This is a genomic window from Cupriavidus sp. P-10, assembly GCF_003402535.2.
Lineage (GTDB): Bacteria > Pseudomonadota > Gammaproteobacteria > Burkholderiales > Burkholderiaceae > Cupriavidus.
In genome coordinates this window covers 452977-467989 of the sequence record NZ_AP025170.1, presented here as the reverse complement: position 1 = coordinate 467989, position 15013 = coordinate 452977, and the positions used below count along the sequence as shown (strand labels likewise).

Annotated in this window: 15 protein-coding genes and 1 other RNA gene; 3 read left to right on the top strand and 13 right to left on the bottom strand. The window is 63.1% G+C overall.

Annotation, left to right across the window (positions count from 1 at the left end; all coding sequences use genetic code 11):
- The first annotated feature begins 39 nt into the window (after nucleotides 1-39).
- Entirely contained in the window at nucleotides 40-849 is an 810-nt protein-coding gene (locus tag CTP10_RS02180) for a phytanoyl-CoA dioxygenase family protein (protein WP_116317817.1), read from the top strand.
- A gap of 58 nt (nucleotides 850-907) precedes the next feature.
- Here CTP10_RS02180 and erpA read toward each other — a convergent pair whose 3' ends face one another.
- From erpA to rplM, 5 genes are all read right to left on the bottom strand, one after another.
- A complete protein-coding gene (erpA, locus tag CTP10_RS02175) occupies nucleotides 908-1276 on the bottom strand; it encodes an iron-sulfur cluster insertion protein ErpA (protein ID WP_010813904.1) in 369 nt (122 codons plus the stop codon).
- Nucleotides 1277-1388: 112 nt separating this feature from the next.
- Nucleotides 1389-3086 carry a group II intron reverse transcriptase/maturase gene (ltrA, locus tag CTP10_RS02170; RefSeq protein WP_116317115.1) on the bottom strand — a complete coding sequence of 566 codons (1698 nt, stop codon included), beginning with the start codon at nucleotides 3084-3086 and terminating at the stop codon, nucleotides 1389-1391.
- A 1232-nt stretch (nucleotides 3087-4318) separates the two neighbouring features.
- Nucleotides 4319-4816, bottom strand: a complete 498-nt coding sequence (locus CTP10_RS02165; RefSeq protein ID WP_116317114.1) for a bactofilin family protein — start codon at nucleotides 4814-4816, stop codon at nucleotides 4319-4321.
- Nucleotides 4817-5070: 254 nt separating this feature from the next.
- The gene (rpsI, locus tag CTP10_RS02160) at nucleotides 5071-5463 is read right to left on the bottom strand and encodes a 30S ribosomal protein S9 (protein ID WP_116317113.1); all 393 of its coding nucleotides are present in this window, start codon (nucleotides 5461-5463) and stop codon (nucleotides 5071-5073) included.
- A gap of 12 nt (nucleotides 5464-5475) precedes the next feature.
- The gene (gene rplM, locus CTP10_RS02155) at nucleotides 5476-5904 is read right to left on the bottom strand and encodes a 50S ribosomal protein L13 (RefSeq protein WP_010813907.1); all 429 of its coding nucleotides are present in this window, start codon (nucleotides 5902-5904) and stop codon (nucleotides 5476-5478) included.
- A gap of 723 nt (nucleotides 5905-6627) precedes the next feature.
- Here rplM and CTP10_RS02150 point away from each other — a divergent pair.
- On the top strand, nucleotides 6628-7050 hold the full coding sequence (locus tag CTP10_RS02150; RefSeq protein ID WP_116317112.1) for an OsmC family protein: 423 nt from the start codon (nucleotides 6628-6630) through the stop codon (nucleotides 7048-7050).
- A 51-nt stretch (nucleotides 7051-7101) separates the two neighbouring features.
- Here CTP10_RS02150 and rnpB read toward each other — a convergent pair.
- The 5 genes from rnpB to CTP10_RS02125 form a co-directional block, all read right to left on the bottom strand.
- Nucleotides 7102-7442: RNase P RNA component class A (gene rnpB, locus CTP10_RS02145), an RNA gene on the bottom strand.
- A 23-nt stretch (nucleotides 7443-7465) separates the two neighbouring features.
- On the bottom strand, nucleotides 7466-8305 hold the full coding sequence (locus CTP10_RS02140; protein ID WP_116317111.1) for a DUF3025 domain-containing protein: 840 nt from the start codon (nucleotides 8303-8305) through the stop codon (nucleotides 7466-7468).
- A gap of 11 nt (nucleotides 8306-8316) precedes the next feature.
- Nucleotides 8317-9351: a dihydroorotase gene (gene pyrC / locus CTP10_RS02135; RefSeq protein WP_116317110.1), complete on the bottom strand. Its 1035-nt coding sequence runs from the start codon at nucleotides 9349-9351 to the stop codon at nucleotides 8317-8319.
- Between the two features lie 49 nt (nucleotides 9352-9400).
- Nucleotides 9401-10708: a glycerate kinase type-2 family protein gene (locus tag CTP10_RS02130; RefSeq protein ID WP_116317109.1), complete on the bottom strand. Its 1308-nt coding sequence runs from the start codon at nucleotides 10706-10708 to the stop codon at nucleotides 9401-9403.
- Nucleotides 10705-11778 carry a tartrate dehydrogenase gene (locus CTP10_RS02125; RefSeq protein ID WP_116317108.1) on the bottom strand — a complete coding sequence of 358 codons (1074 nt, stop codon included), beginning with the start codon at nucleotides 11776-11778 and terminating at the stop codon, nucleotides 10705-10707. Before CTP10_RS02125 ends, CTP10_RS02130 begins: the two co-directional genes overlap by 4 nt.
- A gap of 144 nt (nucleotides 11779-11922) precedes the next feature.
- Between CTP10_RS02125 and CTP10_RS02120 the strand changes: the two genes are divergently transcribed.
- A complete protein-coding gene (locus tag CTP10_RS02120) occupies nucleotides 11923-12753 on the top strand; it encodes a class II glutamine amidotransferase (protein WP_029048545.1) in 831 nt (276 codons plus the stop codon).
- Between the two features lie 87 nt (nucleotides 12754-12840).
- On the opposite strand, the gene CTP10_RS02115 is transcribed toward CTP10_RS02120, so the two are convergent.
- From CTP10_RS02115 to CTP10_RS02105, 3 genes are read right to left on the bottom strand one after another with little or no spacing between them, the layout of a single operon-like run.
- Nucleotides 12841-13575, bottom strand: a complete 735-nt coding sequence (locus CTP10_RS02115; protein ID WP_116317107.1) for an amino acid ABC transporter ATP-binding protein — start codon at nucleotides 13573-13575, stop codon at nucleotides 12841-12843.
- A complete protein-coding gene (gene gltK / locus CTP10_RS02110) occupies nucleotides 13572-14255 on the bottom strand; it encodes a glutamate/aspartate ABC transporter permease GltK (protein ID WP_116317106.1) in 684 nt (227 codons plus the stop codon). Before gltK ends, CTP10_RS02115 begins: the two co-directional genes overlap by 4 nt.
- A 9-nt stretch (nucleotides 14256-14264) precedes the next feature.
- A complete protein-coding gene (locus CTP10_RS02105; protein WP_116317105.1) occupies nucleotides 14265-14993 on the bottom strand; it encodes an amino acid ABC transporter permease in 729 nt (242 codons plus the stop codon).
- Nucleotides 14994-15013: the final 20 nt, after the last annotated feature.

Below are 15013 nucleotides of genomic sequence, written 5' to 3'. Positions count from 1 at the left end.
GATGCCGATACTGCGAGCATCGCCAACCGGAGCCCCCCCATGGAAATCACCCAGGAACAGATCGAGACCTACCAGCGCGACGGCGTGCTGGTGCTGCGCGGTGCCTTCGCGGACTGGATCGAGCCGCTGCGCGAAGGTTTCGCGCAGAACCTGGCCGTGCCCGGCCCCTTCGCCATCGAGAACGTACGGCCCGGCGAAGGCGGGCGCTTTTTCGAGGACTATTGCAACTGGCAGCGCATCGCGCCGTTCGATGCCTTTATCCGCCAGTCGCCGGCGGCAGCCATCGCGGGCCGCATCATGCAATCGCAAGCCGTGCAGGTGTTCCACGAGCATATCCTGGTCAAGGAACCCGGCACGGCCAAGCCCACGCCGTGGCACCAGGACCTGCCCTACTACTGCGTCGACGGCACCCAGACCGCGAGCTACTGGATTCCGCTGGACCCCGTCACGCAGGCCAATACGCTGCGCGTGGTGGCCGGCTCGCATCGCTGGCCGCGGCTGGTGCGGCCCAAGCGCTGGGCCAGCAACGAAAACTTCTATGGCGGCCGGGGCAACGATGACAGCGCGTTCATGGACATGCCGGATGTCGAGGACGGCAGCCACACGCTGCTCGCGCCCGACATGGAACCGGGCGATGCGGTGGTGTTCGACTTCCGCACCGTGCACGGCGCGGCGGGCAATACCGGCACTGGCCGCCGGCGCGCGTTCTCGGCACGCTTCCTGGGTGACGACGTGCGCTTCCTGCAGCGGCCGGGGCGTACCTCGCCGCCGTTTCCCGGCATCGGCCAGCAGAGTGGCGAGCGATTGCGCGAGGACTGGTTTCCGGTGGTCTGGCGCGCCGGCCGGTAGTCACGGCATCAAACAAAAAAACGCACCCGAAGGTGCGTTTTTTTGGGGTCGGAACCGCTCAGACCGAGAACGACGAGCCGCAACCGCAGGTGGTCGAGGCATTCGGGTTCTTGATCACGAACTGTGCGCCATTGATGTCTTCCTTGTAGTCGATCTCGGCGCCGACCAGGTACTGGTAGCTCATCGAGTCGATCAGCAGGGTGACGCCGTTCTTGACCATGGTGGTGTCGTCTTCGTTGACTTCCTCGTCGAAGGTGAAGCCATACTGGAAGCCCGAGCAGCCGCCACCCTGCACGAACACGCGCAGTTTCAGTTCGGCATTGCCCTCTTCCTCGATCAACTGCTTGACCTTGTCGGCGGCGCTGTCGGTAAAGACGAACGGTGCCGGCACGTCCTCGGTAACGGGTGCCTCTGCGACTGCGTTCATGGGGTGTTCTCCTGTTTAGTTGGGTAGGGACAGGTCATTGCTGACCCATCCCCCCCTAAGAACCGTACGTGCGAGTTTCCCCGCATACGGCTCAAGCCTTTCAAAGTACGGTTTATTGTACCGGTTTCACTACGGGTCTGCCGTGGTGGTGCACTTGCTTGTGGCAATCAGGGTGTAGCAGCACACGATTCCCTAGAGCGTCCGAGCCTCCGTATGTACGGTACTCGATGTGATGATCTTCCCATCCTGTCTCTTTGGTGATCTTGCACTCACACACCGCACACAAGCCCCGCTGGGAAATGTAGAGCTTAATCCACTGCTTCCGGTGCGACATGTTGTTTAACATCCGCTCCTGACGCAGCGTTTCGCCGTATCTTTCCTGCGCTGGGTCGAAGGGGTGATAGTCCCCTCGAACCTTCTTGTGCCTTTGGATAGGCGTACCCGCAAGGGAATAAAGCCCCACCCATCGGCTATTGCCGCCGTCATCCACGATCGTGGTTCCAAACACCCAGCTCCGATCCCCGACTGGCGCGTAGTACTTCTTCCGCACCCAATCGGTGGTCTTCTGTGGATGTCGCCGTTTCGCCCACCGCCATAGAGCCTTGGATACTGCGTACTCCAAGCGGTTGAACGTGGCCTTCGCAACCACCGGGCTGTGATACTGCGCCCAGCCCCTTAGCATCGGGTTCAGCAAGTTGATGATGTTCACTTGCTTCGCCGTCTTGTTGGCACTGATGACCCCTTTCACCTTGCGATAGAACGTTTGCACATTCTTCTTGCTCGGCTTAATGAGCAGCGTTCCCGAATACTTCCGGAAATTCCACCCGAGGAAGTCAAAGCCGTCAGCGATATTGACGATCCGCGTTTTCTCCGTCGATAGCGTCAGCCCCCGTACTGCCAGGAACTGTTCCACCCACGGCTTCACTTCGCTTTCTAGGATCTCCGGCGTACTGCCAGTGATCACGAAGTCGTCCGCATAGCGCACCACATTCACTTTTAGCTTCTTCGTGTTGACCACGCCCAGTTTAGTCTCGAGAGACTTAACCAGTTGTCGTTCCAACCCGTTCAGCGCAACGTTTGCCAGAGTGGGGGAAATGATGCCCCCCTGCGGTGTTCCGGCTTCGGTCGCCTGAAGCTGGCCTTGAAATACCACGCCAGCTTTCAACCACTTCCGAAGGATTGCTTTGTCCATAGGGACATTGCTTTCCAGCCAGTCGTGACTGATATGGTCAAAGCAGCCTTTGATGTCCGCTTCCAAGATCCATTGGGCCGAAGCCTTTCTGGACAGGTTTAGGAATAGCTGAGACATGGCGTCCGCGGTAGAGCGGTTGATCCGAAACCCATAGGAGTTCGGATCGCTCGTCCCTTCGGACACCGGCTCCAGGGCCAGCAAATACAGCGCTTGCATGGCTCTGTCTAACATGGTCGGAATGCCCAAAGGGCGCTCCTTCCCGTTGGCCTTGGGGATAAAAACCCTCCGTAGTGGCAAAGGTCTATATCCCCGGCGCTTCAACCGCCCGATGGCTTCCCATCGGGTTTCAGGCGAGTCCCATTTTTCGCGATCGACGCCTGCCGTTCGCTTACCTTGGTTCTCCGTCACTCGCTTCACTGCCGATGCCTTGGCAGAAAACGAGCGGGTCAGAGACCGTTGCAAAGCTTTCACCCTGCGCCAATCCCCTTCCTGTGTCGCCTTCGCAATTCGAATCTGCATCTCTCGGACGTTCCGCTCCACGCGGCGCCAATCAATGGCACCCCAGGTTTGCGGCCCGCCGGAGAGCGCAGATTCATCCTTGCGGATCAATGCTTCCATGCTGCTCTCCTATCTTGAGGATCTTCCCCAACATCAAGAGACAGCACGCCCCTTGAGGGACGTGTTGCCCCTCAAGGGAAGAAAATTTAAACAAGCGAGATTAGTCAGCCGTCCTGCGACGATTGACCAGTTGGAAGTCTGCCCGCTTTCGCGTGGGATGATGTTTCAATCCCTATCCGAGCCATTACAGCCCGGCATTCGCTTTCTCCAACCTCCCATACCCGCACAGCCAACAGCGTTCCTTGCGGTTCGCCTGCCTGAGCCAAACTGCGCTCCGGCAGCCATACGGGCTTACCACGTTCCCTGCGCATTACACGACCGGGTTAGGGCCTGCCTTTCCGCCGGCGGTTGTATGGCGACGTGTTCCGGCGTACCAGCGGAACAACCAACCGCACACCTTTTGGTTGATGCCTATCAGCAGCTTTGGCATCTCAATACTGACGACGTTTACCAGCAGTTCACATACGTTGCCCATGCCAGCCAGCCTAGCTCCTCAACCCCAATTGCTGCTCGGAGTCTCTGCCGTCCAGTCTCACGACTAGGCGACACCCTTGCGGGGGAAACATTGTCAGGAGAGCTTCACACCCCACCGTTACCAGTGACGCATGTCCCCTTAGGCTACTGCTAGTCGCATAGCAGGTTCTCTATCGAAACACCCTCACGGGCACATTCGACCGAACCATAACGCGCAGAGCTTGCGCTCCGGGACCTCACTTCCTACTTCATGTGCTCCCATATTGGCGAGCGCTTGACGGTGGGTGAACTCTTTCGAGCGCAGACCTCCGTCCCAAGGCGTACAGCGCCGACCCGACTGGGTCGGTTTGAATGCCGTGTAACGACTTCGCAACCAAACTAACGTTGCGCAACCGCCCGCACCCTCCGTAGAGGAGGCGTTTACAAAGAAACTCGCCCAAAGGCGAGCGTCCCCGCCCTTGGGCAATGGCTGGAAATTCATCCAGCAGAAAGCAAACCGCGGGTAGCCAATACTCCGGCTCCCGCAGCACATCGGACTCCCCCTGGCTGTTCGGCTGGGTTCGTCTAAGCAAGAAATTGGTTGGGATTAGACGGTCTGGCAGAAGCCTTTCCGTGTCCCAACAAGGTCGATGCTCCTTACGTTGGAGCTGCCCGGACACGATAGTGCGTGTCGCACGATACGCCTGTATTCTAAGCGTTACTGGAAGATCGTGCCGAAGCCCTTTGTTTTCAAGGGTTTCGAGCGTGCGGCAGGCCGCTCAGGCGGCCTTTTCCGTGGGACTGGCGGCGTCCACCGGAGTTTCCTCGGCCGCCGCATCGTCCCCGGCCGGCGTTTCCGTCACTTCAGTGACCGGTCCGGCATCGACCACGTTGGGCAACGCCTTGATTTCGCCGACCGCGCCCTGCGACAGCGGGACCAGCCGCCCTTCGACCAGCGCGCCCTGGTGCATCTCCAGCGCTGCATAGCGCACATCACCCAGCACGCGCGCCTGCGGTTGCAGTTCCAGCAGGTCGGTCGCATGCACCGGGCCCTTCACCGTGCCGTTGAGCACCAGGTGGCCAACGCTGATCTCGCCTTCGACCATGCCCTTCTCGCTGACCACCAGCATGCTCGGCTTGCCGGGCGCCGCGGTGACATTGCCGCGCACGCGCCCATCCAGGCGCAGGCCGCCGGCAAACACCAGGTTGCCGTCGATGGCGGTGTCCGCGCCGATCAGCGTATCGATCGAAAGGCCCTTCTTCTTCGAAAACAGCATCGCTCTCACTCCTCTCTCGTTCGTACCGGGCCGCCGGGCCCGGAGCGCGTCGCCGTGGCAGACGGCTTGCCGATGGCGACAGGGCGTGATTGTAGCCGCGTGCAGCGCATACCCCACAAAAGTCTGGTGGCCCATCCGCTATTTCGGCAGCCTCCGCTGAAACCGTAGCGTCGTGGCAAAAAAAAACCGCACGGCAAGCGTGCGGTTTTTTTGGATTTCGCAGTATCCGGCAGAACCGGTACCGCGAAAACGCATCAGCGCTTCGAGAACTGCTTGCGACGACGCGCCTTGTGGAAGCCGACCTTCTTACGCTCGACTTCACGTGCATCGCGCGTGACGTAGCCAGCCTTCGACAGAGCCGACTTCAGGGTCGCATCATAGTCGATCAGGGCACGGGTGATGCCGTGGCGCACTGCGCCGGCCTGGCCGGTTTCGCCACCGCCGGTCACGTTGACCTTGATGTCGAACGTTTCCCCGTGGGCGGTCAGTTCCAGGGGCTGGCGCACGATCATCAGCGAGGTTTCGCGAGCGAAATACTCTTTGATGGGCTTGCCGTTGACGACGATCTCGCCCTTGCCCGACTTGATGAAGACACGAGCCACAGCGCTCTTGCGGCGGCCAGTACCGTAATTCCAGTTACCGATCATGGATTGGCCTCCTTAGATTTCCAGCGCCTTCGGCTGCTGCGCTTCGTGCGGATGCTCGGCTTCGGCGTAAACCTTCAGCTTCTTGATCATCGCGTAGCCCAGCGGACCCTTCGGCAGCATGCCCTTCACAGCCTTTTCCAGGGCACGGCCCGGGAAACGCTGCTGCATCTTGCCAAACGTCGTTTCGTAGATACCGCCCGGGTAGCCCGAATGGCGATAGTACTTCTTGTCCGTTTCCTTGGTACCCGTGACACGCAGCTTGGCTGCATTGACGATGATGATGTAATCACCCGTGTCGACGTGCGGAGTGAATTCCGGCTTGTGCTTGCCGCGCAGACGGCGTGCCACTTCGCTGGCGACACGGCCGAGGACTTTGTCCGTCGCGTCAATCACGTACCAGTCGCGCTTTACCTCATGAGGCTTGGCGGAAAAGGTCTTCATGATTTTTCCTGACTATTAGTTCGTGCCCGAAATCCGACTCGCGAAGGCTTGTACTCGCCCCTGCAAGTCTTGTGGCCCGTCTGGGACTGGCCGGATACTGCTTCTCTTTCCCGCGGGCATGACGGAAAAGCCCACGATTATAATGGCGGCTATCGGACTGGCACAAGCAAAGACTGAGGTTTTCGTCAAGATCGTTGCTACAAATCGCCTGCCCGGGCAGCGTACGCCACTCTGGCCACCGGAACCGCTTCCGCGCAGGGGCGAAAAAAAACCCAAGCTGGTTTAGCTTGGGTTTGAATCCACCAAAGGAGGAGGGTGGAGGAGACACTTGGAGATCGACGGGGAAACTGCGGGCGGTGCGGGTGGCGTATCCGGAAGGCTTCGCTTTCGCACTCTGGCGCGCTGTCAGCGCCGTCGTTCAATGATTGGAATTATACATGGGGTTTTCCCGGATGCAAGGGAAATTTGTAGTACGAAATGCGATTTCATATGGCGGGATGACACGCCCCTTCCATTCTGCGCCATATTTTCCTTTTAAAACAATGGTTTATACACATAAAACCGTTGTCACAGAACCGTCACACTAGAGGAAACCCTCAGCTTTCCCAGGGATATCGGCATCACGGGCGTGAACTTGACGATGCCATATACTGAGAATTGCAAGATTCGAGATCACGCGATAGTGATCGCAATCTCACAACACAAACGACAGGAACGAACAGAATGGAATGCAAAGTAACATGGATGGGCGCCGACGGCATGAGCTTCGTGGCCCAGACCGGCAGCGGCCATATCGTTGCGATGGACGGCGCGCCCGAGGGCGGCGGCCATAACCTTGCGCCCCGCCCGATGGAAATGGTCCTGGTCGGCACCGGCGGCTGCACCGCCTATGACGTGGTGCTGATCCTGAAACGCGGCCGCCAGGACGTGCGCGGCTGCAGCGTCCAGCTGCAGGCCGATCGCGCCGGCGAAGACCCCAAGGTCTTCACCCGCATCAACTTCCATTTTGTGGTGACCGGCAAGAATCTCAACCCCGCCACGGTCGAGCGCGCGATTAAGCTGTCGCACGAAAAGTACTGCTCGGCGTCGATCATGCTGGCCAAGACGGCCGAGATCACGCACACGATGGAAATCGTCGAAGGCTGATGGAAGTTGGCCGGCCCGGACCGCGAAGGCGCCGGGTCATGCCGAAGACTGAAGCAAAGCAGGCCGATAAGCCGGATTCTGTGCGCACCGCCCGCCTTGCGGCCAGCGGCGCGTGACAACCATTCCTCTAGGCCGACTGTTACCAGCCGGCTCCAGCTCCCTACCCGCAGACTCAGCGGGCCGCTTCATCGCCTGCCTATTTGGGATTGCTCCAGGTGGAGGTTACCGCGTTTCACCCTTCCCGCCAGGCGAACCCGGCGGCAAGACTCGTCTCTGTGGCCCTATTCCGCACGTTGCCGTGGATGGCTGTTAGCCAACACCCTGCCCTGTGGAGTCCGGACTTTCCTCCCCCTGCACCTTGCGGTACAGGCAGCGGTTGTCTGGCCTGCTTTGCGGGCCGCAGTCTAACACCGATTCAGCCAGGTTGCCGGCGTAAGTCCCGCATGCGCCCGGGCCGGAACACCGTGGTGTCGGCATAGAAATCAGGCGAGGCGTTGCCGGCACACCATCCGGGGATGCCCATGACCGGCAGCGGCGCAAAGCAGCGACCCCCGCGCAGCGTGCCGGTATCGGCGGCCTCTTCCAGCGACGACGCCACCGCGCCATCCAGCGCGTCGCCCGGCACCAGTGGCAGCATCCAGGCATGCGCGGTCGCGGCCTTGTACGGCTGCACCATCTTTTCCAGCAGCGCGTGGCCGAACGGCACCACCCTGCACGCGGTGCCCCACGCGTGGCGTTGCGCGACAAAAAGACGCTGCCAGGCAAACCCGCGCAGCGCGTCGGCATGCTCGCCGCCCTCGCTCAGGAACAGCACCGCGTTCTCGTCAAACAGCGTGGCCGCGTCACGCACGCCGCCGCGCGTGGTCTGCACGCCCTCGCGCGCGATCACCGTGGCCTGGATCTGGTTGAGCACGCGCTTGGCTTGCGGGAAATGCAGCCATACCAGCGCATTGAAGAAATCGTGGAGGTTGTCGCGCGTCGGGACTTCGCCCGTGGCGTGGATGTGCGCTTCATAGGCGCTGCCCTCGGGCAAGGCCTGCTGCGGGATAAAGCGCAGCGGCACCCCGCGCGCGCTGTGCAAGCCCAGCGTGCTTGCCTGGGCATCGAGCAGCGCGCGCAGGTCGGCACCGCCCTGCACTGCCGACGCCAGCGCTGCGCCGTGCGGGGCAAAGGGCTGGAACCATGGCCGGGACCAGTCGATCCCGGCCAGCGCGGCGGCGAAGGATTCGCCCGCCGCGGTTGCTTCGGCTTGCAACGCCGAAGCGGTCAGCGCGCCTTCCAGCGCAGCGTTTCGCCGCCGCGCAGCGGAACCAGCGTGGTGTCGCCATACGGCAGTTCGGCCGGCAATTGCCAGTCTTCACGCTCCAGCGTCAGCGTGCCGGCGTTGCGCGCCAGGCCGTAGAAGGCCGGACCGTTGAAGCTGGCGAAGGCTTCCAGCTTGTCCAGCGCACCGGCGGCGTCGAAGGCCTCGGCATACAGCTCCATCGCATGCAGCGCGGTGTAGCAGCCGGCGCAGCCGCAGGCATGTTCCTTCAGGCCGCGCGCGTGCGGCGCGCTGTCGGTGCCCAGGAAGAAGCGCGGGTTGCCGGAGGTGGCGGCCGCGACCAGCGCTTCGCGGTGGGTTTCGCGCTTGAGCACCGGCAGGCAGTAGTAATGCGGGCGGATGCCGCCGGTGAAGATCGCATTCCGGTTGTACAGCAGGTGGTGGGCGGTGATGGTGGCGCCGACCGGGCCGCTGGCTTCCAGCACGTACTGGGCGGCATCCTTGGTAGTGATGTGTTCGAACACCACTTTCAGTTCAGGCATGTCGCGGCGCAGCGGTGTCATCACCTGCTCGATGAACACGGCCTCGCGGTCGAAGATATCGATCGCCGGGTCGGTGACTTCGCCGTGCACCAGCAGCGGCAGGCCTTCGCGCTGCATCGCTTCCAGCGCGGCGTAGCAACGGCGGATGTCGGTCACGCCGGCGTCGCTGTTGGTGGTGGCGCCCGCCGGGTACAGCTTGACGCCGTGCACGAAGCCGCTGGCCTTGGCCGCGACGATCTCTTCGGCGCTGGTGTTATCGGTCAGGTACAGCGTCATCAGCGGCTCGAACTGCATGCCGGCCGGCAGCGCCGCGAGGATGCGGGCGCGGTAGGCCTGCGCCTGGGCCACCGTGGTCACGGGCGGCTTCAGGTTCGGCATGATGATCGCGCGCGCGAACTGGCGGGCGGTGTCGGGCAGCACGGCGGCCAGCGCCGCGCCGTCGCGCAGGTGCAGGTGCCAGTCGTCCGGGCGGGTAATGGTGAGCTTCTGGGTCATGGCTTGCTTGGGCCCACCGCGGGGGACGGCGGCGGGCGCTATTTCAGAATCAGAGAATCAGGATGGCGCGGTAATCGTTCACGTTGGTGCGCGTGGGCCCGGTGACCACCAGGTCGCCGATGGCGCCGAACAAGCCCCAGGCGTCGTGCGCGTCGAGCTGGCGCTGGCCCGGCAGGCCGGCGGCTTCGGCGCGCGCCAGCGTGGTCGGATCGGCCAGCGCACCGGCGTTGTCTTCCGAGCCGTCGATGCCATCGGTGTCGGCCGCGATCGCGTGCACGCCGGGCATGCCTGCCAGTTCGACCGCCAGCGACAGCAGAAACTCCGAGCAGCGCCCGCCGCGCGCCTTGCTGGCACCGCCGCCGGCCGGCAAAGTGACCGTGCACTCACCTCCGGAGATCAGCGCCACGGGCGTGGCGAACGGCGCATTGTACGCGCGAATTTCGCGCACCAGCGCCGCGTAGACGCGCGCCACTTCGCGCGCCTCACCCGTCACCGTGTCGCCCAGCACCACCGGCGTGACGCCGCGTTCGCGGAACAGCGCGGCGGCGGCCTCGAGGCTGCCGTGGGCGGTGGCGATCATGACGTTGTCGACCCGGTCGAACAAGGGATCGCCGGGCTTGGGCGTCTCCGGCACCTCGCCGCGGGCGCCGCGTTCCAGGTGCGACTGCACGCTGGCCGGCACCTGTGCACCATAGCGGCGCAGGATCTCGAGCGCGTCGTTGAAAGTACTGGGATCGGCCACGGTCGGGCCCGAGGCGATAGCGCTGGGGTCGTCGCCGGCCACGTCCGAGACGATCAGAGTGGTCACCGGCGCCTGGCTGGCCTGCGCCAGCCGCCCGCCCTGGATGCGCGAGACATGCTTGCGCACGATGTTCATGTCGGTGATCGGTGCGCCACAGCGCAGCAATTCCTTTGTGGTCGCCTTCAGGTCGGCCATCGGGATGCCCTCGGCCGGCAGCGACAGCAGGCTCGAACCGCCACCCGAAACCAGCACCAGCAGCCGGTCCTGCGGTGTCAGCGACTGCACCGCGGCCAGGATCCCGGCAGAAGCCTGCTCGCCGGACTCGTCCGGCACCGGGTGGCCGGCCTCGATCACGCGGATATGGTCGGTCGGCATGCCGTGTGCGTAGCGCGTGACCACCAACCCTTCGAGCGTAGCCTTGCCGGCATAGGCGCGCTCGACCGCCGCGGCCATCGACGCGGCAGCCTTGCCCGCGCCCACCACCAGCGTGCGGCCGCCGGCGTGCGGCGGCGGCAGGTGCTGCGCGACGATCTGCAGCGGGTCCGCCGCCGCCACGGCGGCGTGGAAGGTCTCGAGCAGCAGTGCGCGGGCGTCCCCCGCGAACGCGGCGCTCACAGCGCCTCCGCGATGGCGCGGCCCAGGTCTGCGGTACCGGCCTTGCCGCCGATATCGCGCGTCAGCGGCGCATGCTCCGGCCCGGCGGCCAGCACCTTTTCGATCGCGCCCAGCACGGCCGCGCCGGCCTCGGCATGGCCCAGGTGCTCCAGCATCATGGCGCCGCACCAGATCTGGCCGATCGGGTTGGCCACGCCGCGCCCGGCGATATCCGGGGCCGATCCGTGCACCGGTTCGAACAGGCTGGGGAAGGTGCGGTCCGGATTGATATTGCCCGACGGCGCGATGCCGATGGTGCCGGTGCAGGCCGGCCCCAGGTCGGACAGGATGTCGCCAAACAGGTTGCTGGCAACCACCACGTCGAACCAGTCCGGATGCTGGACGAAATGGGCAGTCAGGATGTCGATGTGGTACTTGTCGACCTTCAGGCCGGGGTAGTTGGCGGCCATCGCTTCGACCCGTTCGTCCCAGTACGGCATCGTGATCGAAATCCCGTTGGACTTGGTCGCCGACGTCAGGTGCTTCTTGGGCCGCTTCTGGGCCAGCTCGAAGGCAAACTTCAGGATGCGATCGACGCCGGTGCGGCTCATCACCGTTTCCTGCACCACGATCTCGCGCTCGGTGCCGGGGAACATGCGGCCACCGATGCTGGAATACTCGCCCTCGGTGTTCTCGCGCACCACGTAGAAGTCGATGTCGCCGGGCTTGCGGTCCGCCAGCGGGCTCTTGATGCCGGGCATCAGCCGCACCGGGCGCAGGTTGACGTACTGGTCGAACGAACGGCGGAACTGCAGCAGCGAGCCCCACAGCGAGACGTGGTCGGGCACCGTATCGGGCCAGCCGACCGCGCCGAAGTAGATGGCGTCGTACTTGACCAGTGTGTCGAACCAGTCGTCAGGCAGCATCTTGCCGTGGCGGGCGTAGTAGTCGCAGCTGGAAAAATCGAAATGATCCCACTGGAAGTCGATGCCGAAGCGCCGCGCCGCGGCATCCATCACGCGTATGCCCTCGGGCATGACTTCCGTGCCGATTCCGTCTCCGGGAATCACGGCGATCTTGTATTGGCTCATCGTTCTCGGGATTGCTAGCAGGTATGGGGTACCGGTGGCACCGCACTGGAGCGCCCGCGGGTTGCTTGGCAGCGGCCCGGGCGCGCGGGATAATGTCTGCATTCTATTGCAAAGCGGCAGCCCGCTGCCGACCGGTGCCCCGATATGTGCCAGTTGCTAGGCATGAACTGCGCCACGCCGACCGACGTGACGTTCTCCTTCACCGGCTTCGCCGCCCGCGGCGGCGTGACCGACCACCACGCCGACGGTTTCGGTGTCGCCTTCTTCGAGGACAAGGCCTGCCGCCTGTTCATCGACAACCAGTCCGCCGGCACCTCGCCGGTGGCCGACCTGATCAAGCGCTACCCGATCAAGTCCAAGAACGTCATCTCGCATATCCGCAAGGCGACGCAGGGCACCGTGCTGCTGGAGAACTGCCACCCGTTCATGCGCGAGCTGTGGGGCCGCCACTGGATCTTTGCCCACAACGGGGACCTGCTGAATTTCTCGCCATTCCTGTCGGGCGTGTACCAGCCGGTCGGCGATACCGACAGCGAACTGGCCTTCTGCACGCTGATGCAAGGCCTGCGCAAGCGCTTTCCGGGCTCGCAACCGCCGCTGAATGAACTGGGCCATGCGCTGGCCGACATCACGCGCGATATCACGCTGCATGGCGTGTTCAATTTCCTGCTGAGCAACGGCCAGGCCCTGTTTGCCCACTGCTCGACTCGCCTGTACTACATCGTGCGGGAGTGGCCGTTTTCCACCGCGCACCTGATCGATGCGGACCTGTCGATCGACTTCGCCCAGGTGACCACGCCGGACGACCGCGTTGCCGTGATCGCCACCGCCCCGTTGACTGACAACGAGACCTGGACCCAGTTCGCCCCAGGCGAGCTGATCATGTTCGAGCACGGGCGTCCGGTGATGACGCTGACCGTACCGATCCCGCCCGAAGTCCAGGCCAAGAACGCGGCCAATACCGCCTGTACCTGAGCACGCCTGTACCTGAGCCTGGCACAACGGAAGGCACAACTGAAAAGGGACGCCGAGGCGTCCCTTTTCCTATGGCTGGCAGTCCGTTCAGTGATGCAGGATCTTCGACAGGAACTGCCTGGCGCGCTCCGAGCGGTGCTCGATATCGCCGAAGAACTCTTCCTTTTCGGCATCCTCGACGATCTTGCCCTGGTCCATGAAGATCACGCGGTTGGCCACCTTGCGCGCGAAACCCATTTCATGGGTCACGCACATCATGGTCATGCCTTCCTGCGCCAGCTGCACCATCACGTCCAGCACTTCGTTGACCATCTCGGGGTCCAGCGCCGAGGTGGGTTCGTCGAACAGCATGCAGATCGGATCCATGGACAGCGCGCGCGCAATGGCCACGCGCTGCTGCTGGCCGCCCGAAAGCTGGCCAGGGTACTTCTCCGCCTGGCTCTTCAGGCCCACGCGCTCCAGGTATTTCATGCCCTTCGCCATCGCCTCGTCCTTCGAGCGGCCGAGCACCTTCATCTGCGCGATGGTCAGGTTCTCGGTGATCGACAGGTGCGGGAACAGCTCGAAGTTCTGGAACACCATGCCCACGCGCGAACGCAGCTTGGGCAGGTTGGTCTTGGGATTGCCCACCGAGGTGCCATCGACCAGGATGTCGCCCTTCTGAAACGGCTCCAGCGCGTTGACGGTCTTGATCAGCGTGGATTTCCCCGAACCCGACGGGCCGCACACCACCACCACTTCACCCTTGGCAACCTTGGTGGTGCAGTCGGTCAGCACCTGGAAGGAGCCGTACCACTTGGAAACATTGTTGATTTCGATCATACAGCCACCTTTTTCTGGTAACGCTTGACCAGCAGCGAAGCGGAGAAACAAATGATGAAGTACACCAGGCCCGCGAACAGCAGCATCTCGACGATACGCCCATCGCGCTCGCCGATGCCGTAAGCCTGGCCGAAGAAGTCAGCCAGCGCGCTCACGTACACCAGCGACGTATCCTGGAACAGGATGATGCCCTGGGTCAGCAGCAGCGGCACCATGTTGCGGAATGCCTGCGGCAGGATCACCAGCCGCATCGACTGCCCGTAGGTCATGCCCAGCGCCTGCGCCGCGAACATCTGCCCGCGCGACACGCTCTGGATCCCCGCGCGGATGATCTCAGAGTAGTACGCCGCCTCGAACAGCGCGAACGCCACCAGCGCCGACGTCATGCGCAGGTCGGTCGCGGGCGACAGGTTGAAGATGCCCTGCAGCACCTGCGGAATGATCAGGAAGAACCACAACAGCACCATCACCAGCGGGATGGAGCGGAAGATGGTCACGTACCCCTGCGCAAACCAGTTCAGCAGCCTGTAGGACGACAGCCGCATCATCGCCAGGATGGTGCCCCAGATGATGCCGACCACCACCGCGGTGACGGTGATCTTGAGCGAGACCATCATGCCCTCGCCCAGCACGTGCAGCGTGCTGGGGTTGATCGAGGTGAAATCGAAGGAATAAGCCATGGCGCCCCCTTACTTGCCGCCGATGAAGCCGGGCACGCGCGTGCGGGCCTCGACCCAGCGCATCAGCAGCATCACCGTGACGTTGATCAGCGCGTACATCAGCGTGACCGCGATGAACGATTCATACGGACGCGCGGTGTAGTCCACCAGCTGGCGGCCCTGCGCGGCCAGTTCCAGCAGGCCGATGGTCGACGCTACCGCCGAGTTCTTGAAGATGTTCAGGAATTCGGAGGTCAGCGGCGGCACGATCACGCGGAAGGCCATCGGCAGCAGTACGTGGCGGTACGTCTGCGGCAGCGTGAAGCCCATCGCCAGGCCCGCGTTCTTCTGCCCGCGCGCCAGCGAGTTGATACCCGAGCGCACCTGCTCGCACACCCGCGCGGCGGTAAAAGTGCCCAGGCACAGCATCGCGGCCAGGAACTGCTGCGCGAACGGGTTCATCTGCTTGATCGCCTCGCCGCCGGGCAGCAGCTCGGGTGCGACGAAATACCAGATGAACAGCTGCACCAGCAGCGGGATGTTGCGGAATATCTCGACGTAGGTGGCGGCAAAACCCGACAGCCACTTGTTGGGCACGGTGCGCAGCACGCCGAGCACCGACCCGATGACCAGGGCAATGACCCAGGACGAAAGCCCCAGCGCGAGCGTGACCTTCAGGCCGGAGATCATCCAGTCCAGGTAGGTCTCGTTCTGGGCGGCCTGTTCGAGGAAAACTCCCCAATGCCAGTTGTAGTTCATGTTGCGTCCTCAAAAAGAAA